Source organism: Frateuria sp. GZRR35, from assembly GCF_051900415.1.
In the GTDB taxonomy this organism is placed as follows: domain Bacteria; phylum Pseudomonadota; class Gammaproteobacteria; order Xanthomonadales; family Rhodanobacteraceae; genus Frateuria_A.
Map to the genome: position 1 here is coordinate 100,996 of NZ_JBHZGL010000012.1, position 26,436 is coordinate 127,431.

Consider the following 26,436-nt stretch of genomic DNA (forward strand, 5'->3'; position numbering starts at 1 on the left):
GATGGGGGGAGTCGTGCCTCAGCCCCACCGCAGCACGGCCGACAACCGCCCATCCTCCAGTTCGAAGCGAAGGTCCATGCCAAGCGCCTCGGCCGCTGCGTGGGCCAGCGCCAACCCGAGGCCCGCATGGCCGGCATGGGGCGGTTGCTTGCGCCAGAAGCGCTGGCCGAAACGCGCAAGGTCCGCGGGCTCCAGCCCGGGCGCGGCGTTGCTGATGCGCAGGCCGTCCGTATCCAGCCCGACCCTCACGGTGTCGCCGTCCGGCGCGTAGGCACAGGCGTTGCCGAGCAGGTTGCCCAGCACGACCTCAAGCAACGCGGGGTCGGTATGCAGGTGCGCCGGCGGCCTGCCGTCGACCACCAGCGCCAGGCCACGCGAGGCGGCGTGCGCGCGGTGGCGGGGCAGCTGGCGCTCGAGCCACGGGGCCAGTTCCAGCGGCTGGCGCTGCGGTTGTTCCAGGCCCGACTGCAGGCGGGTGAGCAGCAGCAATGCAGAAACGGTCGCTTCCAGCTCAGCCCCGATCTGCCCGATCTCGCCGAGGATCTGGTCGAGTTCCCGGCCGCTCGGGTAACGCGCCTCCACTTCCGCCAGCGCGCGCAGTTCGGCCAACCGCGTACGAGTCTCGTGCGCCAGGCCGCTGGCGAACTGGCGTTCGCGCGCGAGGCCCTCGTCCATCCTGGCCAGCACGTCGTTGAAGCGGGCGACCAGCGGGTCGAGCTCGCGCGTACCGCTGGCGGGCAGGCGCTGGCCGGGCGCGTGCGGGCCGATGTCGCGCATGCGCTCGACCAGCGCGCGCACCGGTTTCAGGCCGCGCCGCACGATCAGCGGCACCGCCACCAGCGCGACCAGCAGCGCCAGTGCCGGGCCCAGCACGAGTATCCAGTCCAGCGTGGTCAGCAGGCGGTCGAACGCGCGACGGTCCTGCATGAACAGCAGCGCGCAGCGGCGCGTGGGCGGGCGGGTGGCGGAGGGCTCCTGGAAGGCGAACATCACCGCGCCCAGCCGTCCGGACCCGTTGCGCAGATTGAGGAAGCGCGGTGTGGCTCCCGCCGCCGCCGGCCAGCCGGCGGGCGCGACCGGTGGCGGCGGTGTGCTGCGCTGGGGCGCCAGGCCCTCGCAGCGCAGCTCGTACCAGGCGTGTCCGCTTTCGCCGAGCAGTCCCGCGGCCGCTTGTGGCTCGCCGGCCGCCTGCTCGATCTCCACCACCGTGGTCAGCGCCTGGGCCTGGGTCAGCAGGTTTTCCCGATACCGGCTCTCCATCGCCTGGTCGATGCGCCAGTCCATCAGCAATCCGCCCCCGCCGAGCAGGGCCAGGCTGGTGCCCACCAGCAGCAGGGTGATGCGCGCGGCGAGCGAGGGCGGTTTCACGGGATCAGGTAGCCGGCGCCGCGGCGGGTCTCGATCAGGCCGGCCAGGCCGGCCGCGTCGAGCTTGCGGCGCAGACCGAAGACCAGCACCTCGACGCTGCGGTCGGAAACGTCGGTGTCGCTGCCGGCGGTGCGCTCGAGGATTTCCTGGCGCGTGAAGGCGCGGCCGCGGTGGCGCAGCAGCAGCCCCAGCACGGCGAACTCGCGCGGCGTAAGCGGCAGCGGCTGGCCATCCACGCTGGCTTGCTGGGCCAGCGGGTCCCACGCCAGCGTACCCAGGGTCAGCACCACCGGCTGTGCCTGCAGCGGGCGGCGCGCCAGGGCGTGCAGGCGGGCGACAAGCTCGTCGAAGGCGAAGGGCTTGACCAGGTAGTCGTCGGCGCCGGCGTTGAGCGACTCGATGCGGTCGCCCACCTGGTCGCGGGCGGACAGCACCAGCACGCGCGGGCGACGGCCGCCCGGGGGCAGGCTGCGCAGCACGCCCAGGCCGTCCAGCCGTGGCAGCATCAGGTCCAGCACCACCAGGTCGTAGTCGTAGCCGGCGAGGAAACCCTTGGCCTCGACGCCGTCCGCCGCCGCGTCGACGGTGAAGCCGGCGCCCCGCAGGCCGTGCTGCAGGGTGGTGCGCAGGCGTTCGGAATCTTCCACCAGCAGCAGTTTCATGGTGGCGGAGTCTACCCAGTGGGTGGCCGTCGTGCCCGTCGCGGCGGTGGCGCCGCCGGGTTGCCGGCTTCCCGTGCGCTGGCGCATCGACAGTTTCATCGCCCACCCGCTATAAAGAGACAGATCAACGGGGGTGGGTGTGAGTGAAGAGATCCTGATCAACGTGACGCCCCGTGAGACCCGCGTAGGCGTGGTCGAGAACGGCATGCTGCAGGAGGTGCACGTCGAGCGTGCCTCCAAGCGCGGCTACGTGGGCAACGTCTACAAGGGCCGCGTGCAGCGGGTGATGCCCGGCATGCAGGCCGTGTTCGTGGAAATCGGGCTGGAGCGTGCGGCGTTCCTGCACGCCTCGGACATCGTGCGCCCGCCGCTGCCCGAGGGCGCGGAGGTGCACGGCAACGGCCACACGCCCTCGATCAGCGAGCTGGTCCATGAAGGGCAGGACATCGTGGTGCAGGTGGTGAAGGACCCGATCGGGACCAAGGGCGCACGGCTGTCCACCCACCTGTCGATCCCCTCGCGTTACCTGGTGCTGCTGCCGCACGCGCGTACGCTGGGCATCTCCGCACGCATCGAGGACGAGGCCGAGCGCGGACGCCTGAAGGACGTGCTCGGCGGCCTGATCGGCGAGGACGGTGCCGGAACGAACCGGCTCGGCTACATCGTGCGCACCAACGCCGAAGGCCAGTCGGCCGAGTCGCTCGCCTTCGACGTGACCTACCTGAGCAAGGTCTGGCGCGTGGTGCAGGAGAACATCGCCAAAGCCAAGGTCGGCGAGCGCGTCTACGAGGAGCTCTCGCTGCCGCTGCGCAGCCTGCGCGACATGCTCACCGACGACATCGAGAAGGTACGCGTCGATTCGCGCGAGACGCACGAGAAGGTCGTCAAGTTCGTGCACAAGTTCATGCCCAGCCTGGACGATCGCATCGAGCACTACACCGGCGAGCGGCCGATCTTCGACCTCTACGGCGTGGAGGACGAGATCCAGCGCGCGATGAAGAAGGAGGTGCCGCTCAAATCCGGCGGTTATCTGATCGTCGACCAGACCGAGGCGATGACGACGATCGACGTCAACACCGGCGGCTACCTGGGCACGCGCAACCTGGAGGAAACGGTCTACCGCACCAACCTGGAAGCCGCGCAGGCGGCGGCGAGGCAACTGCGGCTGCGCAACCTCGGCGGCATCATCATCATCGACTTCATCGACATGAACGATGACGAGCACAAGCGACAGGTCATCCGCATGCTCGAGAAGGGCCTGGCGCGCGACCACGCCAAGACCACGGTCTACCCGATGTCCGCGCTCGGGCTGGTGGAGATGACGCGCAAGCGCACTACCGAAAGCCTGGAACGCCAGCTCTGCGAACCGTGCCCGGACTGCGGCGGGCGCGGCACGATCAAGACCGCCGAGACGGTCACCTATGAGATCTTCCGCGAGATCACCCGCGCGGTGCGCCAGTTCAACGCCGAAAAGCTGCTCGTGATGGCCAGTCCCAAGGTCGTCTCGCGCATCCTCGAAGAGGAGTCGGCGGCGGTGGCCGAACTGGAGGAGTTCATCTCCAAGAGCATACGCTTCCAGCCGGAAGAGCATTACTCGCAGGAACAATTCGATGTGGTCTTGCTGTAAGCGAAGGATTGCCCGCAACGCCGGCCGGGACGGAACGAGGTGAACGCGCGCTGGCGACAGCGCCTGCACGTGGCACTGCGCGCCCTCGGCTGGGGCGCCGGCATCATGGTGGTCACGCTGGCCGTGCTGGTGGCGCTGGCGCAATTGCTGCTGCCGCTGCTGGCGCGCCATCCGCAGTGGGTGGCCGCGCAGCTTTCCGAACGCCTGCACCGGCCGGTGAGTTTCGCCTCGATGGAGGGCCACTGGCGAGGCTCCGGCCCGCTGTTCGTGATGCGCGACGTCACCGTGGGCCCCGGGCCAGGGGGCGGCAGTCCGCTGCACCTGCCCGAGTCGGAACTGAAGATCGATTTCGGCGCCTGGCTGCTGCCCTCGCGGCACATGCTCGACCTGCGCGCGCGCGGGCTGGAACTGGACCTGAGCCACGACGCGCAGGGCCGTTGGCACGTCAACGGCATCGGTGGGCCCGAGGGCGGGGCGCGGCAGGACTTCTCGATGGGCCCTGTCTCGCTGGGGATCTGGCTGCGCGACCTGCGACTGATCGTCACCGACGAGGTCAGCGGTCGTCGCTACGCCGTGCGCGCCGACCAGCTGCGGCTGAGCCGGCAGGGCAGCCGCGTGCGCTTCGGTGTGCTGCTGCAGCGCGAAGGCGCCAGCGGCCAGTGGCATGGCGCCGGCAGCTTCCGCGAAGACGGCAGCGAAGGCCGGCTGTGGCTGGCCGGTGACCGGCTCGACCTGCGCGCGATGCTCGGCGACGTGGCGATGGACGGCTATGCGGCCAAACGCGGTACCGGCAACATTGCCGCCTGGCTGGACTGGAAGGACCGCAAGGTCGTGCGCGCCACCGTGCGTTTCGAGCTCGCCGATCTCGCCATAGCAGGCCCTGCGGGAACCGCCAGCGTGCCGCACCTGCGTGGTCTGGCCGGCGTCAGCCGCAGCGCCGACGGTTACGAGGTCCGCTATGCCGACGACCGGGGCGGCGCGCTGGCGCTGGCGTTGCACGAGCCGGACGGCGCGTTGCGCGTGGGCATGGCGGCGCGCAACCTCGATCTCGCGCCGCTGCTGCCTTGGCTTGCGCTCAAACCCGGCCTTGCCCCGTCGCTGGGCGCCTGGCTCGGCAGTGGGCATCCGCGCGCCCTGTTGAAGCAGGCCACGTTCCAGTGGTCGCGCGCCGAGGGCGTGCAGGGTTTGCAGGCATCCTTCTCCAATGCCGGCATCGCGGCGGCCGGGAAGCTGCCGGGCGTCAGCCGGCTCGCCGGCACGCTGCGCGGCGACGCGCAGGGCTTCTCGCTGGAACTGCCGGCGCAGGCCACCGTGGTCGACTTCACGCCGGAGTACCGCAAACCCTTCGTGTTACCGCGGCTCGGTGGCACCCTCGCGGCGTGGCACGCCGGTGGGGCCTGGCAGTTGGGCATGGATCCGCTCGCGTTCCAGGGCGAAGGCTTCGCCGGCAGCGCACGTGGCACCATCGCGCTGCCGGATGACGGCGGGCGTCCTTTCCTGGATCTGTACGCGCACGTCGACCACGCGCAGGTGCCGGCAGCCAAGCTGTTCTGGTCGCCCCATACGATGTCGCCCCATGCCGTCGAGTGGCTCGACCGCGCGCTCGTCGCAGGCACGGTGGACGAGGGCGACCTGGTAGTGCGCGGCAGCCTGGCCGACTGGCCGTTCCGCCACAACGAGGGCCGCTTCGAGGCGCATGCCCGCATCAGCGGCCTGACCCTGGACTACGGCGAGGAATGGCCGCAGGCCACGGGGTTATCGGTCGAGGCGAGCTTCGTCGACAACGGCATGCTGGCCGAAGCCCGCGGCGGCGAGTCGCTCGGCATCAAGCTCGAACGCGCGGTCGCGCTGATCCCGGACTTTTCCGACACCACGATCGATCTGAACGTGCAGGGCAACGGCAGCGGCGCCAGCCTGATGAATTTCCTGCGCCAGAGCCCGATCGCACGCGAGCAGGCCGGCACGTTGGCCAAGCTGCGCCTGGGCGGCAGCGCCGCGTTCGGCTTCCACCTGTCGCTGCCGGTGAAGGACCTCAGCGCCATGCGGCTGGAAGGCAGTGCCCAGCTCGCGGATGCGGACGTGGATGCGCCCGAGTGGAAGCTGAGACTGGACAAGCTCGCCGGGCCGGTCAGCTTCGACGCCCACGGCGTGCACGCCGGACCGCTCGCCGGCAGCTTCCGTGGCCAGCCCTCGACGCTGGACCTGGCGATCGCCGATGCCACCGGCCAACCCGGAACCGTACTTTCAGCGCGACTGCAGGGGCGTTTCGCCATCGCCGAACTGGTGCAGGCTCTTCCGGAACTCGAGTGGCTGGGCGAGGCAGCCGAGGGCCGCAGCGATTACACGCTTGGTTTCGACATCACTCGCGGCAGCGGCGACGCGTCGGTGCAGACGCTCAGCGCCGACAGCACGCTCGCCGGCACGGCGTTGAAGTTGCCGGTTCCCTTGTCCAAGCCGGCCGATGCCGTGCTGCCTCTGCACCTGACCCTGGGCGTGCCGGTGGAGAATGCGCGCCTGGACGTGGCACTGGGCGAGGTGATGCGCGCGCGCTTCCGTCTTCCGGCCGGGGACACCCAGCCGTTGGCCGCGGCGATCGCGTTCGGTACGGCGATGCCCGACAACCTGCCGGACCAAGGTCTGCGCATCCGCGGGCACGCGGCAGCACTGGACGTGTCCGGTTGGGTGCAGCATGCGGTGGCCGGCAGCAGCAGCGACGGTCCAGGGCTCGAAAGTATCGACGCCCAGGCCGACCGCGCACTGGTGTTCGAACACGACTTCCCCGACATGCACATCAAGGCGGTGCCGGGCACCGGCGGTCTGGCAATCGACGTGGACAGCCCCGCGATGGCCGGCCACGTGGACGTGCCGGCAGCCGATCTGCGCAAGCGCGGCATCACCGCTCGCCTGCAGCGGCTTTACTGGCCGCAGGCGGCGCCAGCGTCGGACGGCAAGCCCTCCGCGGAGCCGGCCAAGGCCGTCGCACCGGCTGCACCGGGGACGGTGGTGCAGAGGCCGGCCGAGCCCGTGGCGAACCCCGCCGCTACGGGTATCGATCCGGCATCACTGCCTCCCTTCCACCTGTGGATCGGCGATCTGCGACTGGGCACCGCCCGGCTCGGCGAGGCGCGGCTGGAAACCTGGCCGACCGGCCAGGGCATGCACATCGACCAGTTGCGCGCGCTGTCCAAGAGCGTGCAGCTCAATGCCAGCGGCGACTGGAACGGCACGGCGCAGGCGAGTCAGACGCATATGCGTATCGACTTCGCCGCGCAGAACCTCGGCAGCATGCTGACCGCCTTCGGCTACGAGGGCCTGTTCAGCGGCGGCAAGACGCATGCGGTGCTGGATGCGAGCTGGCCTGGTGCGCCCACGTCCTTCGCGCTGGCAAACATGACCGGCACGTTGGCCGTGGACGTCAGCCATGGCCGCATCCCCGAGGTGGCCCCCGGCGTGGGGCGCCTGTTCGGCCTGGTTTCCGTGGCCGAGCTGCCCCGACGGCTGACGCTCGACTTCGGCGACGTGTTCGGCAAGGGGCTGGCCTTCGATTCGATCAAGGGCGACTTCCGCTTTGCCGACGGCGACGCCTCCACCGACAACCTGAAGATCCGCGGGCCGGCCGCCGACATCGATATCCACGGCCGCACCGGCCTGCGCGCGCGCGACTACGACCAGCAGGTCTATGTCGTGCCGCACGTGGGCAACAGCCTGCCGGTGGTTGGTGCGGTGGTCGCCGGGCCGGTCGGGGCTGCCGCGGGTTTTGCCGTGCAGGGGCTGCTCGGCAAGGGGCTGAACAAGGCGGCGAGCGCGCGTTACCACGTCACCGGGAGTTGGGACCAACCGGTGTTCACGCTGGTGGAAAGGCACGAGCTGCCTGCCAAGCCTGCGTCGCCGGCTTCGACCCGGCCGCCGCCGGCCGATCATCCCGCTGCCGCCTCCTCCTCGCCGCGCTGACAGGCGTTCGGCGCCGGGCGCGCCGGGGCGGGCTCATTGTGGGTGAGTCCGCCTCGACGTTGGCGCCGCGATCGTTCAACGGATGCGGAAGAGGGCGGTCGTTCCCGCGGGCAGGTAACTGGTCTGGCCGACCCGGCGGACGTGGGCGAGCAGGCTGGCTTCGGCGTGGCGGGCCTGCTGCCAGTCCGCGCGGGTGAAGGTGAACTGCCCGACCGGGCAACCGCGCCATTCGGCTTCGATCGCCCGCAGGCGGCAGTAGTCCAGATAACTGTCCACTTCGCCACCGAGCTGCGGCCAGGCCGCGTCGACCACGATCGCATCGTCCAGGCGTCGGGCCCGTGCGGCCTGGCGTGGGATCAGCTCATGCTTGCCGTGGATGTAACTCACGACCACGCGGGCGGGTGCGATGGCCTCATTGGCGGCCTGCCAGGTCGCGTCGCGGATCATCCGCTCGACCGCCACGGCCAGCTGCAGGCGTTGCTCGATGCCTGCCGTGCAGTGCTCGCGCGATGACCGGTCCAACAGCTCACGCCAGGCCGCGACCAGTTGTTCACGCTCCAGGGGCACATGCTGCAACCGGCCCAGCAAGCGGTTGAAACGGGCCAGGGCTTTGGCGTGAATGGCAAAGCCGCCGCCCGGGCGGCGCCGGGCCGGGTGGCGGGGCCCCGGCAATGAAGCCGATTGCAGTGCGGCCGGCAAGGGAAGGAGGGTGGTGGCGAACTGGGCATTCATGGCGTCTCTCCGATGAGTGTGCGCGCCGCGGCTGGCGGCGTGGCGCAGAATCCACCGGCAGAACGTTTCAGTCATGATGGACATGCGAGGCTTGCAGGAGCGAACACCGAGGTTTGTGTGATCGCCTGAGGGTTTCCCGATGAACCGGATGGAATCGGGCGCACGCGACGGGGGAGCTACGCCTTATCGTTTTGGCGATGTCGTGGTCGATCCGGCCGCGCATACCTTGTCGCGTGCGGGCGTGCCGCAGCCGGTGGAACCGAAGGCGTTCGCCGTGCTGCTGGCGCTGCTGCGCCACCCCGGCGAGCTGATCGGGCGCGACGACCTGATCGACCAGGTCTGGGGGCATCGCCACGTCACGCCCGGCGTGTTGACCCGCGCCATCGCGCAACTGCGCCATGCCCTGGGCGAAGATCCCCAGCAACCGCGCTACATCCAGACGCGGCATGCACTGGGCTACCGCTTCATCGGGCAGTTGCAGGCTCCCGCCGCGCCGCCCGCACCGGACGCGACCGCCCCGGAGCCGCACGAGGCCATGCCGGCGGCCATCGAGCCGGCGGCGCCCAGGCCGACCGAAGTGCCGCCGCCAGGCGCCGTCGTGCCCGCATGGGGCACGGTCGATCCACCAGCGCTCCATCATCGCCCCGGTGCCTGGCGCTGGTCATCGCTGGCAGGCGTGGTGCTGCTGGGCGTGCTGGCGGCCTGGGGCGTGCTCCAGTGGCGGGCGACAACGCGCACGCCGATGGCAACGTCGGTGGCGGTGCTGCCGTTTGCCAACCTCAGCGGCAACGCCCAGGACGACTACTTCGCCGAAGGGCTGGCCGAGGAAATGCGCGACGCGCTGGCTGGCGTGCAAGGCCTGAAGGTGGTCGCCTCGGTACCGTCCACGCCGGACAGCCAGGCGGTCGACGCCCAGGCACTGGGCCAGCGCCTGGGCGTGGCCTCGATACTGGGTGCCAGCGTGCGCCGCGAAGGCTCGCGCGTGCGCATCACCGCGCGGCTGACCGACACCTCGACCGGCTTCACCCTGTGGAGCCACACCTACGACCGCCAACTGGCCGGCATCTTCGACACCCAGAGCGACATTGCCCGGGAAGTGGTACGCGCGTTGCTGGGTGCGATTCCCGAGGGGGGCGAGCGGTTGGCCAGGCGCCTGGCGCCCACCCATAACGCGGCGGCGTTCGACACCTACCTGGCCGGCCTGCAGCTGCTCAACCATGCCACCAAGCCGGAAGCCGCCGACCAGGCGATCGCCCATTTCGGCCAGGCGCTGCAACAGGACAGCCAGTTCGCGCGGGCCCAGGCAGGCATCTGCCGCGCCGAGATCTGGCGGTTCCAGAGCAGCCACAATCCCTCGGCATTCGACAACGCCAAGGCGGCCTGCCAGCGCGCCGCGCAGATGGATCCGTCCATGCCGGAAACGGACCAGGCGCTGGGCGACCTCTACCGTGCGAGCGGCGACAGCGAGCGCGCGCTGCAGCACTACCGCAAGAGCGCGCAGTCACCCGTATTGGCCGCCGCCTCGCACGTGGGCATGGCCAAGGTCTACGCGGCGCAGGGGCGCGGCGACCAGGCGCTGGCGCAGTTCCAGCGGGCGCTGGAGCTGGCCCCCGACGACGCCGGCGTGCATGCCGAACTCGGCTACCAGCAGTACCTGGACGGCAAGGTGCCGCAGGCTGTGTCCTCCTATCGCCGTGCCGTGGAACTGCAGCCGGACAGGGAGGATCTGTGGGAAACGCTGGGCGCGCTGTATCTCGATGCGGGCGACGATGCGGCCGCGCAGACGGCGCTCGAACGGGCGATCGGCATCGAGCCGACGGTTGGCGCGGTGACCAACCTGGGCCTGCTCAAGTACCAGCATGGCGACTATCCCGCCGCGGTGGCGCTGCAGCGGCAGGCGACGACGCTGGGTCCGGACGATTTCATGGTCTGGGGCAACCTGGGCGAGGCGCTGCGGGTGGATCCGGCCTCGAGTAAAGCCGACATGCGCAAGGCTTTCGATGAGGCCTCGGTGCGCGCCCAGCGCTACCTGGCAGTCGAGCCCGAGGACGCCCGCGCGGTGGCCGCTCTCGCTTTCTACCGGGTCATGCTGGGCGACCGGGCTCGCGCGCGCCAACTGGTCGCCCGCGCCGAAGCGCTGCACGCGCAACCGGGCGAAGTGGCGCTGCTCAACGCCGAGACGCTGGCGCTGCTGGGTGATCTCGATGGTGCACGCCAGCGACTGGCGGCCGCACGCGCCGCAGGCATCGCCGAGACGCTGATCGCCAGCAACCATACCTTCCGGCATCTGGGCCTGCTGTCGCCGCCGGCGACAGCCAGGCCCGGCGGTCGGGAGCCACCCGCCCCGCACTCCAGTGCCGGGGCCTCAGCCGGAGAATGACCATGGCTACCAAGCTCAAGCGCGTACAGGCGCTCGCCGCGCAGACTCCCTCCATCGGCCGCGTGGGCGCTGCGGCGCGGCGAGGCGGCAGCGAGGATTCGAGGCGAAGGCCGCCACGGCCCGCACCTGAAACGCACGGCTACATGTTCAACCTCGCCGACGTTATCAGGAACACGCGGATCGGCATCGTCTCCAAGGGCGTGGTGGTGACGCCGCCGAAGCCGAAGAGCCTGGTAATCGAGATCACCCTCGAGCTGCCCCTCGATACGCTCGGGCATTGAGCCGGCTGCGGGCCGGGAAACCGGGCCTCCGCGTCCTGGGCGAAACCCGGCTCCGTGCCGGGTTCTCTAGCGCGCCGATACGTTGAATCGGCGCGGCGTGCCACCATTGTCTTCCTTTACCGCACTGCCATGGCTCACTGATGGATTCCCTGATCGCGCAAGTCGAGAACAAGCTGTTGGCCCCCGGCGGCCTGGCCACCCGTGACCTGGAGCGCGTCTTCAGTCAGCTGATGGGGCCGTCGATCGACGCGGCCGATCTTTATTTCCAGCACTCGCGCAGCGAGTCGTGGCTGCTGGAGGAAGGCATCGTCAAGGACGGCAGCCATTCGATCGAGCAGGGCGTGGGCGTGCGCGCCATCAGCGGCGAAAAGACCGGGTTTGCCTACTCCGACGAGATCGTGCTGCCGCAATTGCTGGATGCCTCCAGAGCCGCGCGCGCTATCGCCCAGGACGGGCAGGGCGCAGGCAAGCCGCTGGCGCTCAATGGTGCGCGGCAGTTGTATCCGGCGCTCGACCCGGTCGAGAGCCTGCCCAACGCGGACAAGATCGCGCTGCTGCGCGAAGTGGATGCGTACGCGCGCTCGCGCGATCCCCGCGTCAAACAGGTGATCGTGAGCCTGGCCGCGACCATGGACACCGTGCTGGTGGCCGGCGCGGACGGCACCCTGGCGGCGGACGTGCGCCCGCTGGTGCGCCTGAACGTGCAGGTGATCGCCGAATCCAGCGGCCGGCGCGAGCAGGGCAGCGCCGGCGGTGGCGGCCGCTACGGCTACCGCGAACTGATCGAGAACGGGCGCGCCATGGCGTTCGCCGAGGAGGCGGTGCGCCAGGCGCTGGTCAACCTCGATTCGGTCGATGCGCCGGCCGGACAGATGACGGTCGTGCTCGGCCCCGGCTGGCCCGGCGTATTGCTGCACGAAGCGATCGGCCATGGCCTGGAAGGCGACTTCAACCGCAAGGGCAGCTCCGCCTTCGCCGGCCGCATGGGCCAGCGCGTGGCGGCCCCGGGCGTCACCGTGGTCGACGACGGCACGCTGCCCAACCGCCGCGGCTCGCTGAGCGTGGACGATGAGGGCACGCCGACCGAGTGCACCACGCTGATCGAGGACGGCATCCTGGTCGGCTACATGCAGGATAAGTTGAACGCGCGCCTGATGGGCATGAAGCCCACCGGCAACGGCCGCCGCGAATCGTTCGCGCAGTTGCCGATGCCCCGGATGACCAACACGTACATGCGGGCCGGCTCGCACGATCCGGCCGAGATCATCGCCTCGGTCAAGCGCGGCCTCTACGCGGTCAATTTCGGCGGCGGCCAGGTGGACATCACCAGTGGCAAGTTCGTGTTCTCCGCCAGCGAGGCCTACCTGATCGAGGACGGCAAGCTCACCGCGCCGGTCAAGGGTGCCACTCTGATCGGCGCCGGGCCTGAGGTGCTCACGCGCGTGTCCATGATCGGCAACGACCTCAAGCTCGACGAAGGCATTGGCGTGTGCGGCAAGGACGGTCAGAGCGTGCCGGTCGGCGTGGGCCAGCCGACGCTGAAGATCGACGGCATGACCGTGGGTGGCACCGCAGCCTGACGCCCTGGCCGCGCGTCTTCAGAAGCGGGCACGAAAGGCGGCGTAGGGCTCGGATGGCCCCGGCGGGACGAAACCCTCATCGCAACTCCTCTCCCCGAGGGGAGCTTGCCTCCGGGCATAGACGAGCTTCATGGATACCCTTCGACTTCGCTTCACTCGGGGTGAGCGGTTCTTCGTGTCGTTTGCGCTGCGCGCAGGCGTAGCGCCGAAGTCGAATGCGCTGCCGCCCACCCCGTCCATTCGAGTTCTTCTCCCTCCGAGAGGAGGTCGCCAGGCGGGCGAGGGTTCGGGCAGGGTCGGGGCGTTCGGCGCTACCGGGACGTCATCCCAGCCCACGCCTCGGGGATGAAAGCCAGAAACGAAACAAAAAAACACCGGCGCGAGGCCGGTGCTTTTTTCATTACATGGCAACGAGGAATCAGATCGCGAGATCCTTTTCCTTCTTGCCGGCCTTCAGCGCGTCGTTGAACCAGCGCGGGCGCTTGCCGCGGCCAGACCAGGTCTGCTCCGGGTTGGCCGGATTGCGGTACTTCGGGGCCACCGTGCCGGTGCTGCGGCGGGCCTTGCGGGCGCCACCGAAAATGTCCTCCATGGAGTAGCCCTCGGCCTTGACCATGGCATGGACTTTCTCGCGCAGCTTGGCGACCTTCTCTTTGCGCAGCTCGCCCTGGCGCGCCTGCGCCTTGGTGATCAGTTCATTGAGCTGGTTGTGATTGAGGTTCTTGATGTCGACTGCCATGCGTGGGCTCCCGGATAAGTCATCGATTATGTGTTTTTGCCTCTCGTCATTGAGAGCGGTGCTTCCTGTCGGGAAGCATTCTCGCCCAATGGCGGGGGCAATTGCAAAACGGCCGATTATCCCGCGCGGGGAATAATGCGATCCACCGCATAAACCGGCCTGGTGCATTGCCAAACTCGACTGCATCGAAATTAGCGCTTAACGGCAACAGCCCACTTACTTTCACGCCAGCAGTGTGAACAATTCGTCCTCGGTAATGGCCCGGTTTTCCGATTCGGAGCGCCGACGGTATTCGAGGGTGCCGGCAGCCAGACCACGCTCGCTGACGACCACGCGATGTGGAACGCCGATCAATTCCAGATCCGCAAACATCTGGCCGGGGCGCAGGCCGCGGTCATCCAGTACCGTTTCGATACCGCGTTCCTCGAGCTTGCGATACAGGCTTTCGGCCGCGTCGCGCACGTCCGGCAGGTTCTTGGGATTGATGACACAAACCGCCACGCGCCAGGGCGCCATGGTTTCAGGCCAGATAATCCCCGCCTCGTCGTGGGACTGTTCGATTGCCGCGGCCACGATGCGACTCACGCCGATGCCGTAGCAGCCCATCATCATCACCTGGGCCTTGCCCTGGTCGTCCAGTACCGTGGCGCCGAGTGCCTGGGCGTATTTCTGACCCAACTGGAAAATGTGGCCGACCTCGATGCCGCGGGCCAGCCGTAGCGTGCCGTGCCCATCGGGCGAGGGGTCGCCCTCGACGACCTGGCGGATGTCATCCACGCGGGTCATGCGCGCATCGCGTTCCCAGTTGGCGCCGGTGTAATGGGTACCGTCGGTATTGCCGCCGCAGACGAAATCGGCCAGCACCGCGGCACTGCGGTCGACGATGACCGGGATGGCATCCGGTAGGCCGACCGGGCCGATGAATCCCGGACGCGCGCCGGTCGCAGCGAGAATCTCTTCTTCCGTAGCCAGCACCGGTTCGTCGGTCAATTCGCCCAGCTTGCCGGCCTTGACCTCGTTGAGTTCGTGATCGCCACGCAGGCACAGCGCGACCAACCCCTCGCGCCCGCGCAAGAGCAGCGTCTTGATGCACTGCTGCGGCGAAACACCGAGGAAGGTGCTGACTTCCGCGATGGTCTTCTGCGTGGGCGTATCCACGCGCTGGAGCGGCGCCTGCGGAGCCGGGCGCTGGATGGCTGGCGCGAGCGCTTCGGCCTTTTCGATATTGGCGGCGTAATCGGAATCGTCGGAAAACGCGATCGCGTCCTCGCCCGAATCGGCGAGCACCTGGAATTCGTGGCTGGCGTTGCCGCCGATCGCGCCAGTGTCTGCCTGCACCGCGCGGAATTTCAGCCCGAGCCGCTCGAAAATGCGCGAATAGGCCTGGTACATCGCGTCATAGGTGCCGCCCAGCGATTCGGGCGAGAGATGGAACGAGTACGCATCCTTCATCAGGAACTCGCGCGCGCGCATCACGCCGAAGCGCGGACGTATCTCGTCGCGGAACTTGGTCTGGATCTGATAGAAGTTGACCGGCAGTTGCTTGTAGCTCTTCAGCTCGTTGCGCGCGAAGTCGGTAATGACTTCCTCATGGGTCGGACCGAAACAGAATTCCTGCTCCTTGCGATCCCTGATCTTGAGCAATTGGCCACCGAACTTTTCCCAGCGGCCGGTCTCTTCCCAAAGCTCTTTGGGCTGCACCGCGGGCATCAGCAATTCGATCGCGCCGGCGCGGTTCATTTCCTCGCGCACCACGTTTTCGACCTTGCGCAGGACGCGCAGGCCCAGCGGCGTCCAGGTATAGAGGCCGGAGGCGAGCTTGCGGATCATGCCGGCGCGCAGCATCAGCCGATGGCTGGCGATTTCGGCGTCGGCGGGAACTTCCTTGACGGTGGCCAGGTGGAATTGGCTGAGGCGCATGGCGGGTAATCCGGGGGTAAAGAGGCCGATTATACGTGGCCTACCTCCGGCTTACGCGTCAAGGACGCCGCCGCAAAGCCCTTACTGGCTGCAGAACTGCTGGTACTGCTTTTCGGCCAGCGCGATCTGCTGGCTGCGCTGGGTCTCGTCCAGCGGCACCGACTTGCCGCCCTGTTCGAGCACCACACCCTCCTTGCCCTTGAGCAGGTCCAGATTGGCCTTCAGCGACGTGCAGAGCTTGGCGCGATTCTCGGGAGTGTTGGGAAGGCCGCCCGTGCTTGCGGACGCCGGCTTGGCCGCGGTGGCGTCCGATTTGGCCGCAGGTGCCGGTGAGGGCGCGACCGGCTGTTCCATGCCATTGGCATTGATGCGCTTGAACTGGGTGCCCTGCGGGGGCGGCGTTTCGGAGTAGTGCACGGTGCCGTGGGCATCGGTCCACTTGTATACCTGTGCGGCGACCGCGGGCGCGAGCAGCAGCAACACGAGGACGAGGGGCAAGCGGCGCATGGAATTCTCCGAGGGCATGGGGCCCCGGCACTAGTTAACACTCTGCACGGCCGGACTCAAGCGTGGCGGGGCCGTTGACGGGCGATGGTTTACACTCTCGCGCATTCCGTCACGGATCGTTGCATGAGCGAGAACACGCCAGTCCGCACGCCCCGCCACCGGGGCATCTACCTGCTGCCGAACCTGTTCACCACGGCGGCGATGTTCGCCGGCTATTACGCGGTGGTGGCGAGCATCGGACACCGTTTCACCGAGGCCGCGATCGCGGTCTTCGTGGCGGCACTGCTGGATGGCATGGATGGGCGCGTGGCGCGCCTGACCGGTACGCAGAGCGAATTCGGCGTGCAGTACGACTCGCTGTCGGACCTGGTCAGCTTCGGTCTGGCGCCCTCGCTGGTGATGTACAACTGGTCGCTGTCCTCGCTGCGCGACTACGGGCCGGTGTGGGGCAAGATCGGTTGGGCCGCGGCCTTCCTCTACGCCGCCTGCGGCGCGCTGCGCCTGGCCCGCTTCAATACCCAGGTCGGGGTGATCGACAAGCGCTACTTCCAGGGCCTGGCCAGCCCGGCGGCGGCGGCGGTCTGCATGTCGTTCGTGTGGAGCATGGAGAAGTTCCGCGCCGAGGGATGGGCCATCACCGGGCCGCAGCTGTGCTTCGTCACGTTGGTGGTGGCGGTGGTGGTCGGCCTGCTGATGGTCAGCCGTTTCCGTTATTACAGCTTCAAGTCGCTGCCGATGGGCGAGCGCGACCGGGTGCCGTTCCTGTGGGTGCTGGTCGCGGTGCTGATCCTTGTCCCGTTCCTGATCGACCCGCCGCGGGTGTTGTTCGTGGTGTTCACGCTGTACCTCCTGTCCGGCCCGGCGGTGACCCTGTGGGGTCGCGCCGCGCATCGTCGGCGGACCCGCCGCGCCAAGCCATGAGTCCGGCGTCGGCCAGCCGCGGACCTGTTTCGCGTCGTGCGCGGGTATTGCGCGTACTGGGCGTGACGCCCCAGGTGCGCCGCGCGGCCGCTGCGCTTCAGGCGTCCGACAACGTGGCCGAGCCGTCTGTCGTCTCGCCGGTACCGGCCGCTTCCTGCGTGGTGCTGTTGCCGGGCGGTTGCGGCGCGCGCGAACTGGACCTGCTTGGGCGCGCGCTGGCCACCTACGGTCCCGAACTGGCGCGCGCAGGGCGCATCCCGGTCAAGGACGGACGCCCCGCTACCCCCGTGCCGCCGGTGCGCGCCTACCTGGTATTCGGCCAGGCGCAGGCGCACGCACTGGGGCGCGAGCTGCCCGCGGCGGTGATGAACCAGGCGCAGATCGTGCTGGCCGACGAGCCGGGCGAGGTGCTCGCGAGCGGCTCCGGCAAGCGCCGGCTCTGGACCGCGCTGCGCCAGTTGCGGCGTGCGCTGGCGGAAAGTGCGTAATGGTCGCGGTGGCGCGCCCGCGCATCGAGATACGCGCGATGCGGCGCGAGGACGTTGCCGCAGTCAGTGCTCTGGAAAGCGCGTCCTACGAATTTCCCTGGTCGTCCGGGATCTTCAGCGACTGCCTGAAGGCCGGACACCCGTGCTGGGTCCTCTGTTGCGAGGGCGACGTGGCCGGTTACGGCATCCTTTCGGTAGCGGCCGGCGAGGCGCACGTGCTCAACCTGTGCATCGGCCCGGACTGGCGCGGCCGCGGCCTGGGTCGGCACCTGCTCGGCCGGCTGCTCGACGTGGCGCGCTGGAGCGGCGCCGAGCGCGTGTTCCTGGAAGTGCGCCCGTCCAACCCGGTCGCGCAGGAGCTCTACGCCTCGGTCGGTTTCAAGGAAATTGGCCGACGCCCGCGTTACTACCCGGCCAAGGGCGGCCGCGAGGATGCGATCGTGATGGCGCTGGATCGCGAGCCTACCCAGCGCTGAGAGCTGACGTCGCGCTTCGCCCGTTGAGCCCGGTCGCCGTGGTGAGTACGAGCGCGGGCGCTTCCATGACGCCGGCGTAGGGTGGGCTTCAGCCCACCGGCTCCGCACGCCAGTGGTGGGCTTAAGCCCACCCTACGAAATCACGGTGCGGCCTCAACCGAGTTTGCGTGCCTGCTCCCGCAACGCTTCGAGCTGAGTGCCCCAGTCCACGATGCGCTGGCGTTCCTGCGCGACCACCTCGGCCGGCGCGTTGGCCACGAAGTTGGCGTTGCCCAGCTTGCCCTGGCACTTCTTGATCTCGCCCTCGATGCGCGCGATTTCCTTGGCCAGGCGCGCCTTCTCCGCGGTCAGGTCGATCAACCCGTCCAGCGGAATCAACACGCGCAGACTGCCGACCACCGCCGCCGCCGCCGCCGGCTCCCCGGCGCCCGGCTCGATCCACTGCGGTGCGTCGGTGCGCGCGAGGAAGGCGATCTGCGCGGCGAACTTGGCCACGCGCGAACGATCGCCCGCATCGCCATCGGCGAACAGCAGCGGGATGGTCTTGCCGGGCGTGATGTTCATCTCCGAGCGGATGCGGCGGATGCCCGAAAGCACCGACTTGGCCCACTCGATCTCGGCGCTTGCGGCCTCGTCCGCCGGCAGTTCGGCGGCCTTCGGCCACGGCCGCTCCATGATGCTGGACGCGCCGATGCCCAGCCGCGGCGCTACCGCCTGCCAGATCTCTTCGGTGATGAACGGAATGACCGGATGCAGCGCGCGCAGCACGATCTCAAGCACCACCAGCAACGTGTGGCGCGTGGACGCGGCGGCCTGCGCTTCCTCGCCGTTGAGCGCCGGCTTGGACAGCTCAAGGAACCAGTCGCAGTATTCATTCCAGACGAATTCGTAGACCGCCTGCGCCAGCAGGTCGAAGCGGTAGGTGGCGAAGTGTTCCTCGACTTCGGTCAGCGTCTGCTTGAGGCGGGTGAGGATCCAGCGCTCGGCCTCGGTGGCCGGCCATCCCGAGGGCGCCGGAACCTCGCCTTCGGGCAGGTTCATCAACACGAAGCGCGCGGCATTCCACAGCTTGTTGCAGAACGCCTTGTAGCCCTCGGCGCGCTTGATGTCGAAGTTGATCGTGCGGCTGTAGCTGGCCAGCGCCGCGAACGTGAAGCGCAGCGCGTCGGTACCGATCGAGGGAATGCCCTGCGGATAGTCCTTGCGGATGCGCTTCTCGACCTTCTCGCGCACCTGCGGGATCAGCAGCGAGCGGGTGGATTTCTCCACCAGTGGCTCCAGCGCGATGCCGTCGATCAGATCCAGCGGGTCCAGCGTGTTGCCCTTGGACTTGGACATCTTCTGGCCTTCGGCGTCGCGCACGATGGCGTTGATGTAGACCTCGCGGAAGGGCACCTGCCTGGTGAAGTACAAGGTCGCCATCACCATGCGCGCGACCCAGAAGAAGATGATGTCGAAGCCGGTGACCAGCACCGCGCTGGGCAGGAACAGCTTGTCTTGGCTCCAGTCGGCGACCACCTCGCCGCGCTCGTTCTTCACCGGTCCCTGCATCGGCCAGCCCAGCGTGGAGAAGGGCCACAGGGCGGAGGAGAACCAGGTGTCGAGCACGTCCTCGTCCTGGCGCAAGGCGCCGACCGGCTCGGTGGTGGCGTGGCGGCGGGCGTCCTGCTCGTCCTCGCCGACAAAGATGTTGCCGGCCTCGTCGTACCACGCCGGGATGCGGTGGCCCCACCAGAGCTGGCGGCTGATGCACCAGTCCTGGATGTTCTCCAGCCATTGCGTGTAGGTGGTGGTCCAGTTCTCCGGCACGAAGCGGATCGCGCCCGAACGCACGGCCTCGAGCGCCGGTTCGGTGATCGCGGTGCGGCCACCGGGGCGACCGTCGGCGAGGACCTCGGAGGTAAGGTCGACGAACCACTGGTCGGTGAGCATCGGCTCGATCACCGCATCCGAACGCTGGCTCACCGGCACCTGCAGCTTGTGCGGCTTGGCCTCGACCAGCAGGCCGGCGGCTTCCAGGTCGGCCAGCACCGCCTTGCGCGCTTCGTAGCGGTCCAGCCCGCGGTATTTCTCCGGCGCGTTGTCGTTGACCTTCGCGTCCAGCGTGAAGATGTTGATCGGCTCGAGCTTGTGGCGCTGGCCGATGGCGTAATCATTGAAATCGTGCGCCGGGGTGATCTTCACGCAGCCGGTGCCGAATTCGCGATCGACATATTCGTCGGCGATGACCGGAATCTCGCGACCGCTCAGCGGCAGGTGCAGCTTCGTGCCGATCAGGTGCGCGTAGCGCTCGTCCTCCGGATGCACCGCGACCGCCACGTCGCCCAGCATGGTTTCAGGACGCGTGGTGGCGACCACCACCGAGCCCGCACCATCGGCCGTCATGTAGCGGATCGACCACATGTGGCCGTCACGCTCGACGTTGTTGACCTCCAGATCCGACACCGCCGTGCCCAGCGCGGGGTCCCAGTTCACCAGCCGGTTGCCGCGGTAGATCAGCCCGTCGCGGTACCACTGGACGAAGACCTTGCGCACCGCGGCCGAAAGCCCCTCGTCCATGGTGAAGCGCTCGCGCGACCAGTCGGCCGCCACGCCCAGTCGGCGCATCTGGTTGGTAATGGTGGAACCGGATTCTTCCTTCCACTGCCACACGCGCTCGACGAACGGCTCGCGGCCCAGGTCGTGGCGCGACTTGCCCCCGGCAGCGAGCTGGTTCTCGACGATCTTCTGCGTGGCGATGCCGGCATGGTCGGTACCGACCTGCCACAGCGTGTTCATGCCGCGCATGCGCTGGTAGCGGATCAGCATGTCCATCACGGTCTGCTGGAACGCATGGCCCATGTGCAGCGTGCCGGTCACGTTCGGCGGCGGCAGCAGGATGCAGTAGGGCTCGCCCTGGCCGCTGGGCCGGAACGCGCCGCGCTTCTCCCAGTGCGCGTACCACTTCGATTCGATCTGGCCCGGTTCGAAACTCTTGTCCATCGGAGGCTCGCGATGGCGCGCCGTGCGGCGCGCGCGTTCATGGAAGGTGAGCCGGTGATTGTACGGGGCGCGCGTGATCGCCCCAAGCGCGCTCGCCCGCGGCAGTCTCTTGCAGACAGCCGAAAGGCCCCGGCTCGCTACAAGCCGGGGGCCTGGATGGGCCGGATAGTGGTGGAATTACGCCACGAACGCGTCAGCGAGCGACGAGGCGTGTACCGCGGGCATCGCTTGCTGCTGCTCGTGCTGCTCCGCCTGCATGCGGGTCAGGCGCGTTACCACCAGCAGGAACAGGGCTGCCGCGCACAGGTTCAGGCCCTGTCCGCAGAGCAACAACACCTGCTGGGTATGCAACCCCTCGAACGTGTGCTCGGGCCGCAGATACTGGGTAACGAACCAGTAGGAAAAGTTGCCCGCGATCCAGAACACCCACCAGACGCGCAGCAACGACGGTGTGCCCAGCTTCTGCCAGCGCGCCGGTGCTTCCGAACCCAGCCAGATCTGCGTCATCGCGCGCAGCGGCCGCACCAGGTTCATGACCGGCACCGCATACCAGCCGACCGCCCAGGCGGGTGAATCATCCAGGCCCCGGGCTCCCAGCGCCCGCACGTTGCAGGCCACCCGGTACACCCAGCAACCGGCCCAGATGAAGCAGGCCAGCATGAGCACCAGTTGCAGGCGGAACAGGTTCAACTGCAGCCAGCCGGCCCCCGCCAGCTTGTCCTGCAGCGCCGCGGTGATCCCGCTGTCGATGCCCTGCTGGAGCAGTTGCAGCCCGTAGGCCATCACGCCCAGGACCGCCAGCGTAAGCAGGACGAAGGCCCCGATCACGCCCCGGACCCCATTGCCGAGCGAGTTCGGAGAGCGGAAAACGTATTGCCCCGATGAGGCCGAAGATTCGCTCGTGACCGAGCCCGGCGCACTGAAAGGATTGACTCGCGACATAACGGCACCCCCATGCCTTTTTGCCGACCGGCCAGTCGCCGGCGGCCCCACTATGCGCCTGAGGTATGGACAGGGCAAGCGGGGGTGTGGTAGCCGGAAAGCCGGAGGGTTAGAGCAGTTCGATCCCGAACCGGCGCACCGCCAGCGCAAACAGGCCGAAGCACGCCACCGTGATGAGGGCGCAGGCCAGCAGGGTGAACCAGAAGCCCAGCCGGGGCAGCAGGGCGGGGAAGACCAGGAACATCGGCAGCGTGGGCAGCACGTACCAGAAGGTGTACCACGCATGGTTGGCGATTTTCTGCGCCGGCTGGTGCTCCAGGTAGAGCCAGATCAGCGCCAGCAGCGTCACCATCGGCAGCGCACCGAGCAGGCCGCCCAGCCGGTCGCTGCGCTTGGCCGCCTCGGAGACGAGCACCACCACCGCGGCGGTGACCAGGTACTTGGTAATCAGCCAGGCCATCGCTAGCCCGCGCGCAACTGGCGGCCGTAGGCGTGCACCTCGTCCACAAGCACCTTGACGTACTCCGGTTCGACTTCCGGCGTGATGCCGTGGCCGAGGTTGAAGACATGGCCGGGGTGGTTGCCGTAGCTGTTCATCACGGCGCGAGCCTCGCGGCGGATGACCTCCGGGTTCGAGCGCAGTACGGCCGGGTCGAGGTTGCCCTGCAGGGCTACCTTGCCAGCCACCGCACGCCGCGCATCGCCGAGGTCGATGGTCCAGTCCACGCCCAGTGCGTCGCAACCGGAACCGGCCATCTCGGCCAGGTGCAGGTGCGCGCCCTTGGAGAACAGGATCACCGGCAGCTCGCGGGCGACCGGATCCGCCTTCAGCGCGGCCACCACCTGGCTCATGTAGCGCAGCGAAAACTCGCGGAACGGGGCCGGGCCGAGCAGGCCGCCCCAGGTGTCGAAGACCATCAAGGCCTGCGCGCCGGCGGCAGCCTGCGCCAGGAGGTAGGCCGCGACCGAGCGCGCCAGCGTGCCGAGCAACTGGTGGGCGAGCTTCGGCTCGTTCCAGCACATCGCCTTGAGCGTGGCGAAGTCGCGCGAGCCGTGGCCTTCGACCATGTAGCAGGCGAGCGTCCACGGGCTGCCGGAGAAACCGATCAGCGGCACGCGCCCATCGAGCTCGCGGCGGATCAGTTGCACCGCGTCCATCACGTAGCGCAGCTCGCCGTCCATGTCGGGCACCGCCAGCGCCGCAATGTCGGCGGCAGTGCGCACGGGTCGGGCGAGCTGCGGACCCTCGCCCTGCGCGAAGGACAGGCCGAGGCCCATCGCGTCCGGAATGGTTAGGATGTCCGAAAAGAGGATGGCCGCGTCGAGATCGAAGCGCTCCAGCGGCTGCAGCGTCACCTCGCAGGCGAACTCGGGGTTCTGCGCCAGGCCCATGAAGCTGCCGGCGCGCTCGCGCGTGGCGCGGTACTCGGGCAGGTAGCGGCCGGCCTGGCGCATCACCCAGATCGGCGTGGTGTCGGTGGGTTCCTGGCGCAGGGCGCGCAGGAAGCGGTCGTTCTTCAGCGGAGCGGTCATGTCAGCGTCCGTGCGGGCCGTCCAGGCCCTGGGCGAACATCACGCGGAAGCCGCGCTTCAACTGCGCATCGCGGGTCTTCTCGAACGCCGCGATGGCCGCGTCGCGTTCGAGGAACTGCTCGCGCTTGAGCGTGGCCTTGCCACCCTGCGTGCCGCTCTCGCGGTACAGCGTCCAGCCGCCGAGCAGATCCTGCTCGAGCACGATCTGCACGTAGCGCGGCGCCTCGGCGGAGGCGGGCATGGTTTGCAGGTAGAGGCGCATGGTGTCCGTGATGGTGCGGCAAGGGCGCCGCAAGCGCGACATTCTAGAAGGCTGCGGCCATGCTGGCGAGCTTCCACGCCTTGCAGGAGCCCGCTTGCGGGCGATGCCTTTCGTCCAACAGGCCAGGAGCATCGCCCGCAAGCGGGCTTCTACAGGCGAGAGGCGGCATCGTCCAGTGTGGCCAGAATGGCTTCTTCGGCCACGCCGCCGACGATTTCCGCCCGCCCGATGCCGCGCCACAGGATCAACCGAAGCGTGCCGGCGGTGTTCTTTTTGTCCAGACGCATCAGGGCAAGCAACTGCTGCGCGTCGGAACCCGCCGGCAGCGCGGAAGGCAGGCGCAGGCGTTCGAGCAGTCGCCGCAGACGCGCGGTATCAGTGGCGTCGCTCATGCCCAACCGCTCGGATAGGCGTGCGGCGAGCAGCATGCCGATGGCGACTGCCTCGCCGTGCAGCAAGGCGGTGTATTGCCCGGCCGTTTCCAGGGCGTGGCCGAAGGTGTGACCCAGGTTGAGCAAGGCGCGTTCGCCCTGCTCGGTTTCGTCACGGGCGACCACGCCCGCCTTGTAGCGGACCTTTCGCGCGATGGCCTCCACCAGCGTGGCGTCGTCGCGGCGGCCGAGGGCATCGGCGTTCGCCTCCAGCCAGGCGAAGAAATCCGCGTCGCCGATCGCCGCCCCTTTCACCACCTCAGCCAGCCCCGCGCGGTATTCGCGGTCGGGCAGGGTGGCCAGGGTGTCGATGTCGGCGACCACCGCGCGCGGCTGGTGGAAGGCTCCGGCCAGGTTCTTGCCGGCGGGCAGATTCACGCCGGTCTTGCCGCCGACCGAGGAGTCGACCATCGCCAGCAGCGTGGTCGGCATCTGGATGAAGTCGATGCCGCGCATCCAGCAGGCTGCGGCGAAACCGGCCAGGTCGCCGACCACGCCGCCACCCAGCGCGATCACGCAGGCGTCGCGGATGGCGCCCAGCGCGGCGAGTGCCTCCAGCGCGCGACCGACATTGCCGAAGGTTTTGTAGGCCTCGCCGTCCTCGAGCAGGAAGTGTGACCAGCGCAGGCCTTCGAGTCCCTGCGCGACACGATCGAGATACAGCGGCGCCACGGTGGTGTTGCTGACCACCAGGGCATGGCGGCCGCGCAAATGCGCACGCCAGCGGGCGTGGTCGCCGAGCAGGCCGCGGCCGATGCACACCGGGTAGCGCCGCGTGCCGAGCGCGACCTCGATCGTCTGGATATGGGTTTCGTTCATGCCGCCTGTTGCCGTTGCCAGTGCTGGTCGAGCAGCGCGACGCAACGCTCGCTCGCAGTCGCCACGCCTTCGTGTTCGCCGGGCAGGCGCAGGTCGGCGATCTCGCGGTAAAGGGGGCCACGCACGTGCGCCATTGCGTCGAGCTTGCCGCGGCGGTCTTCGCCCGCCAGCAGCGGGCGCTTGGTATCGCGGGCCAGGCGTTCGAGTTGCTGTTCCACCGTGGTGTCCAGCCACAGCACTAAGCCGCGTTCGGCGAGGCGACGGCGATTGGCCGGGTCCAGCACGGCGCCGGCGCCGGTGGCCAGCAACACGCCGGCGCGCGCGCTGAGTGCATCGAGCAGCGCGCTTTCGCGCTGGCGGAAGCCCACCTCGCCCTCGATCTCGAACACGCAACGCACATCCACGCCGCAGTGGCGCTCGATCTCCTGGTCCAGATCCAGGAACGGCAGGCCATAATGCGCGGCGAGGCGTCGACCGATCGACGTCTTGCCGGCACCGGTTGGGCCGATCAGGAACAGGTTGCAGGAGGGGTTCATCCGCGCATGCTAGCAACCACGGACGAACGCGTCTTGCTGGCCGGCTGTGGCGACGTGGGGCTGCGCGTGGCCCGCCAACTGCGCGCGCAGGGGCACGAGGTGCATGCCCTGCGTCGGCGTCCTCCGGCGGACAGCGACGACGGTATCCACTGGCTCGCCGGCGACCTCGCCGCGCCCGCCACGCTGGATGCACTCCCCGGCGGCGTCACCCGGCTGGTCTACCTGCCGGCGCCCGACGCACGCGATCGGGCTGCGTATGAAGCGGTCTTCCTGACGGGGTTGCGCGCCCTGCTTGCGGCGCTCGACCAGACAACGTTGCGGCGTGTGCTGTTCGTCTCCTCCAGCGCGGTCTACGGCGACCATGCCGGCGACTGGGTGGACGAGGACACGCCTGCCCGCCCACCGGGCTTCAACGGCAGCGTGCTGCTGGAGGCGGAGCGCTGGCTTGCGGACGTGCCGGTGCAGTCCACCGTACTGCGGCTGGCCGGTCTGTACGGACCGGGACGGCTCCAGCTGATCGAGCGACTGCGGGCGGGGCTGGCACGCGTGCCGCGGGAGCAGGCGCACTGGGCCAACCGCATCCACGTCGACGATGCGGCATCCGCCATCGCCCATCTGCTGTTGTTGCCCGACGCCGACCCGCTTTACCTGGGAGTGGACGACACGCCGCTACCCCTGGACGTCCTGTACGACCATCTGGCCGGACTGGTGGGCGCACCGCCTCCGCCCGACGGTCCGGCGCCGGCCGGGGTGGGCAGCAAGCGGCTCAGCAACGCGCGGCTGCGGGCAAGCGGGTTCGTGCCGTACTGGCCGGATGCGCGGTCGGGCTATGCGGCGCTGCTGGCGATGTGATGGCTTGTCTTCATCTTCCTCCTGGGATGGAAAATAGGTGAGAGGTTGGGGTTCGCGGGAAAGGGAGGGAAATCACCGCTCTGGCGTTGGTTTGTCGCAAGAATGGCCCCTCACCCCAACCCTCTCCCCGAAGGGGAGAGGGAGCCCGGTGACGCAGCGCGATGCGGCAACACGGATGGCGGAGCTTGTCTTCCTCTCCCCTTCGGGGAGAGGACCGAGGTGAGGGGCTGGGGCTCGCGGGGAAGGAGAGAAACCATCGCTCTGGCGTTGGTTCGTCGCCAGAATGACCCCTCACCCCAACCCTCTTCCCGAAGGGGAGAGGGAGTCCGGTGACGCAGCGCGATGCGGCAACACGGATGGCGGTGCCTATCTTCCTCTCCCCTCCGGGGAGAGGACCGAGGTGAGGGGCTGGGGCTCGCGGGGAAGGAGAGAAACCTAGCGCTGGCG

Annotated in this window: 22 protein-coding genes; 9 read left to right on the plus strand and 13 right to left on the minus strand. The window is 68.7% G+C overall.

What is annotated here, in order from left to right:
• Positions 1-18: 18 nt before the first annotated feature.
• Complete coding sequence (locus ACFWZ3_RS14075) at positions 19-1,368, minus strand: sensor histidine kinase (protein ID WP_439708307.1); 1,350 nt, start codon at positions 1,366-1,368, stop codon at positions 19-21.
• Positions 1,365-2,129, minus strand: coding sequence for a response regulator transcription factor (locus ACFWZ3_RS14080; RefSeq protein ID WP_439708308.1), 765 nt, complete (start codon positions 2,127-2,129; stop codon positions 1,365-1,367). The genes ACFWZ3_RS14075 and ACFWZ3_RS14080 overlap by 4 nt, the downstream gene beginning before the upstream one ends.
• Positions 2,130-2,169: 40 nt before the next feature.
• Here ACFWZ3_RS14080 and rng point away from each other — a divergent pair, with 40 nt between their 5' ends.
• Together rng and ACFWZ3_RS14090 are read left to right on the plus strand one after the other, a co-directional pair.
• Positions 2,170-3,657 (plus strand): ribonuclease G, encoded by a 1,488-nt coding sequence (rng, locus tag ACFWZ3_RS14085; RefSeq protein WP_439708309.1) that lies wholly within the window; start codon positions 2,170-2,172, stop codon positions 3,655-3,657.
• A gap of 39 nt (positions 3,658-3,696) precedes the next feature.
• The gene (locus ACFWZ3_RS14090) at positions 3,697-7,608 is read left to right on the plus strand and encodes a YhdP family protein (RefSeq protein ID WP_439708310.1); all 3,912 of its coding nucleotides are present in this window, start codon (positions 3,697-3,699) and stop codon (positions 7,606-7,608) included.
• Positions 7,609-7,683: 75 nt separating this feature from the next.
• On the opposite strand, the gene ACFWZ3_RS14095 is transcribed toward ACFWZ3_RS14090, so the two are convergent.
• Positions 7,684-8,340: a hypothetical protein gene (locus tag ACFWZ3_RS14095; RefSeq protein ID WP_439708311.1), complete on the minus strand. Its 657-nt coding sequence runs from the start codon at positions 8,338-8,340 to the stop codon at positions 7,684-7,686.
• A 139-nt stretch (positions 8,341-8,479) separates the two neighbouring features.
• On the opposite strand from ACFWZ3_RS14095, the gene ACFWZ3_RS14100 reads away from it, so the two are divergent.
• The 3 genes from ACFWZ3_RS14100 to tldD all read left to right on the plus strand — a co-directional run bounded on the left by ACFWZ3_RS14100 (position 8,480) and on the right by tldD (position 12,581).
• On the plus strand, positions 8,480-10,720 hold the full coding sequence (locus tag ACFWZ3_RS14100) for a tetratricopeptide repeat protein (protein ID WP_439708312.1): 2,241 nt from the start codon (positions 8,480-8,482) through the stop codon (positions 10,718-10,720).
• A gap of 2 nt (positions 10,721-10,722) precedes the next feature.
• On the plus strand, positions 10,723-11,001 hold the full coding sequence (locus tag ACFWZ3_RS14105) for a hypothetical protein (RefSeq protein ID WP_439708313.1): 279 nt from the start codon (positions 10,723-10,725) through the stop codon (positions 10,999-11,001).
• 140 nt (positions 11,002-11,141) lie between these two features.
• Positions 11,142-12,581 carry a metalloprotease TldD gene (tldD, locus tag ACFWZ3_RS14110; protein ID WP_439708314.1) on the plus strand — a complete coding sequence of 480 codons (1,440 nt, stop codon included), beginning with the start codon at positions 11,142-11,144 and terminating at the stop codon, positions 12,579-12,581.
• Positions 12,582-12,999: 418 nt separating this feature from the next.
• Here tldD and ACFWZ3_RS14115 read toward each other — a convergent pair whose 3' ends face one another.
• The 3 genes from ACFWZ3_RS14115 to ACFWZ3_RS14125 all read right to left on the minus strand — a co-directional run bounded on the left by ACFWZ3_RS14115 (position 13,000) and on the right by ACFWZ3_RS14125 (position 15,747).
• The gene (locus tag ACFWZ3_RS14115) at positions 13,000-13,320 is read right to left on the minus strand and encodes an H-NS histone family protein (RefSeq protein WP_439708315.1); all 321 of its coding nucleotides are present in this window, start codon (positions 13,318-13,320) and stop codon (positions 13,000-13,002) included.
• Between the two features lie 222 nt (positions 13,321-13,542).
• Complete coding sequence (locus ACFWZ3_RS14120; RefSeq protein ID WP_439708316.1) at positions 13,543-15,240, minus strand: proline--tRNA ligase; 1,698 nt, start codon at positions 15,238-15,240, stop codon at positions 13,543-13,545.
• An 81-nt stretch (positions 15,241-15,321) separates the two neighbouring features.
• Positions 15,322-15,747, minus strand: coding sequence for a DUF4124 domain-containing protein (locus ACFWZ3_RS14125; RefSeq protein WP_439708317.1), 426 nt, complete (start codon positions 15,745-15,747; stop codon positions 15,322-15,324).
• Positions 15,748-15,870: 123 nt separating this feature from the next.
• On the opposite strand from ACFWZ3_RS14125, the gene pssA reads away from it, so the two are divergent.
• From pssA to rimI, 3 genes are read left to right on the plus strand one after another with little or no spacing between them, the layout of a single operon-like run.
• A complete protein-coding gene (pssA, locus tag ACFWZ3_RS14130) occupies positions 15,871-16,668 on the plus strand; it encodes a CDP-diacylglycerol--serine O-phosphatidyltransferase (protein WP_439708318.1) in 798 nt (265 codons plus the stop codon).
• Positions 16,665-17,156, plus strand: coding sequence for a hypothetical protein (locus tag ACFWZ3_RS14135; protein WP_439708319.1), 492 nt, complete (start codon positions 16,665-16,667; stop codon positions 17,154-17,156). The genes pssA and ACFWZ3_RS14135 overlap by 4 nt, the downstream gene beginning before the upstream one ends.
• On the plus strand, positions 17,156-17,632 hold the full coding sequence (rimI, locus tag ACFWZ3_RS14140) for a ribosomal protein S18-alanine N-acetyltransferase (RefSeq protein ID WP_439708320.1): 477 nt from the start codon (positions 17,156-17,158) through the stop codon (positions 17,630-17,632). Before ACFWZ3_RS14135 ends, rimI begins: the two co-directional genes overlap by 1 nt.
• Positions 17,633-17,785: 153 nt before the next feature.
• Here rimI and ACFWZ3_RS14145 read toward each other — a convergent pair whose 3' ends face one another.
• The 7 genes from ACFWZ3_RS14145 to ACFWZ3_RS14175 form a co-directional block, all read right to left on the minus strand.
• Entirely contained in the window at positions 17,786-20,614 is a 2,829-nt protein-coding gene (locus tag ACFWZ3_RS14145; RefSeq protein WP_439708321.1) for a valine--tRNA ligase, read from the minus strand.
• Between the two features lie 177 nt (positions 20,615-20,791).
• Positions 20,792-21,442, minus strand: a complete 651-nt coding sequence (locus tag ACFWZ3_RS14150) for a DUF4328 domain-containing protein (protein WP_439708322.1) — start codon at positions 21,440-21,442, stop codon at positions 20,792-20,794.
• Between the two features lie 223 nt (positions 21,443-21,665).
• Positions 21,666-22,016, minus strand: coding sequence for a DUF3147 family protein (locus ACFWZ3_RS14155; RefSeq protein ID WP_439702165.1), 351 nt, complete (start codon positions 22,014-22,016; stop codon positions 21,666-21,668).
• Between the two features lie 2 nt (positions 22,017-22,018).
• Positions 22,019-23,089: a uroporphyrinogen decarboxylase gene (hemE, locus tag ACFWZ3_RS14160; RefSeq protein WP_439708323.1), complete on the minus strand. Its 1,071-nt coding sequence runs from the start codon at positions 23,087-23,089 to the stop codon at positions 22,019-22,021.
• Position 23,090: 1 nt separating this feature from the next.
• Positions 23,091-23,351 (minus strand): WGR domain-containing protein, encoded by a 261-nt coding sequence (locus ACFWZ3_RS14165; protein ID WP_209619713.1) that lies wholly within the window; start codon positions 23,349-23,351, stop codon positions 23,091-23,093.
• A 149-nt stretch (positions 23,352-23,500) separates the two neighbouring features.
• On the minus strand, positions 23,501-24,601 hold the full coding sequence (aroB, locus tag ACFWZ3_RS14170) for a 3-dehydroquinate synthase (protein WP_439708324.1): 1,101 nt from the start codon (positions 24,599-24,601) through the stop codon (positions 23,501-23,503).
• Positions 24,598-25,137, minus strand: coding sequence for a shikimate kinase (locus ACFWZ3_RS14175; protein WP_439708325.1), 540 nt, complete (start codon positions 25,135-25,137; stop codon positions 24,598-24,600). The genes aroB and ACFWZ3_RS14175 overlap by 4 nt, the downstream gene beginning before the upstream one ends.
• 6 nt (positions 25,138-25,143) lie before the next feature.
• Here ACFWZ3_RS14175 and ACFWZ3_RS14180 point away from each other — a divergent pair, with 6 nt between their 5' ends.
• Positions 25,144-25,989 (plus strand): NAD-dependent epimerase/dehydratase family protein, encoded by an 846-nt coding sequence (locus ACFWZ3_RS14180; protein ID WP_439708326.1) that lies wholly within the window; start codon positions 25,144-25,146, stop codon positions 25,987-25,989.
• The last annotated feature ends 447 nt before the right edge of the window (positions 25,990-26,436 follow it).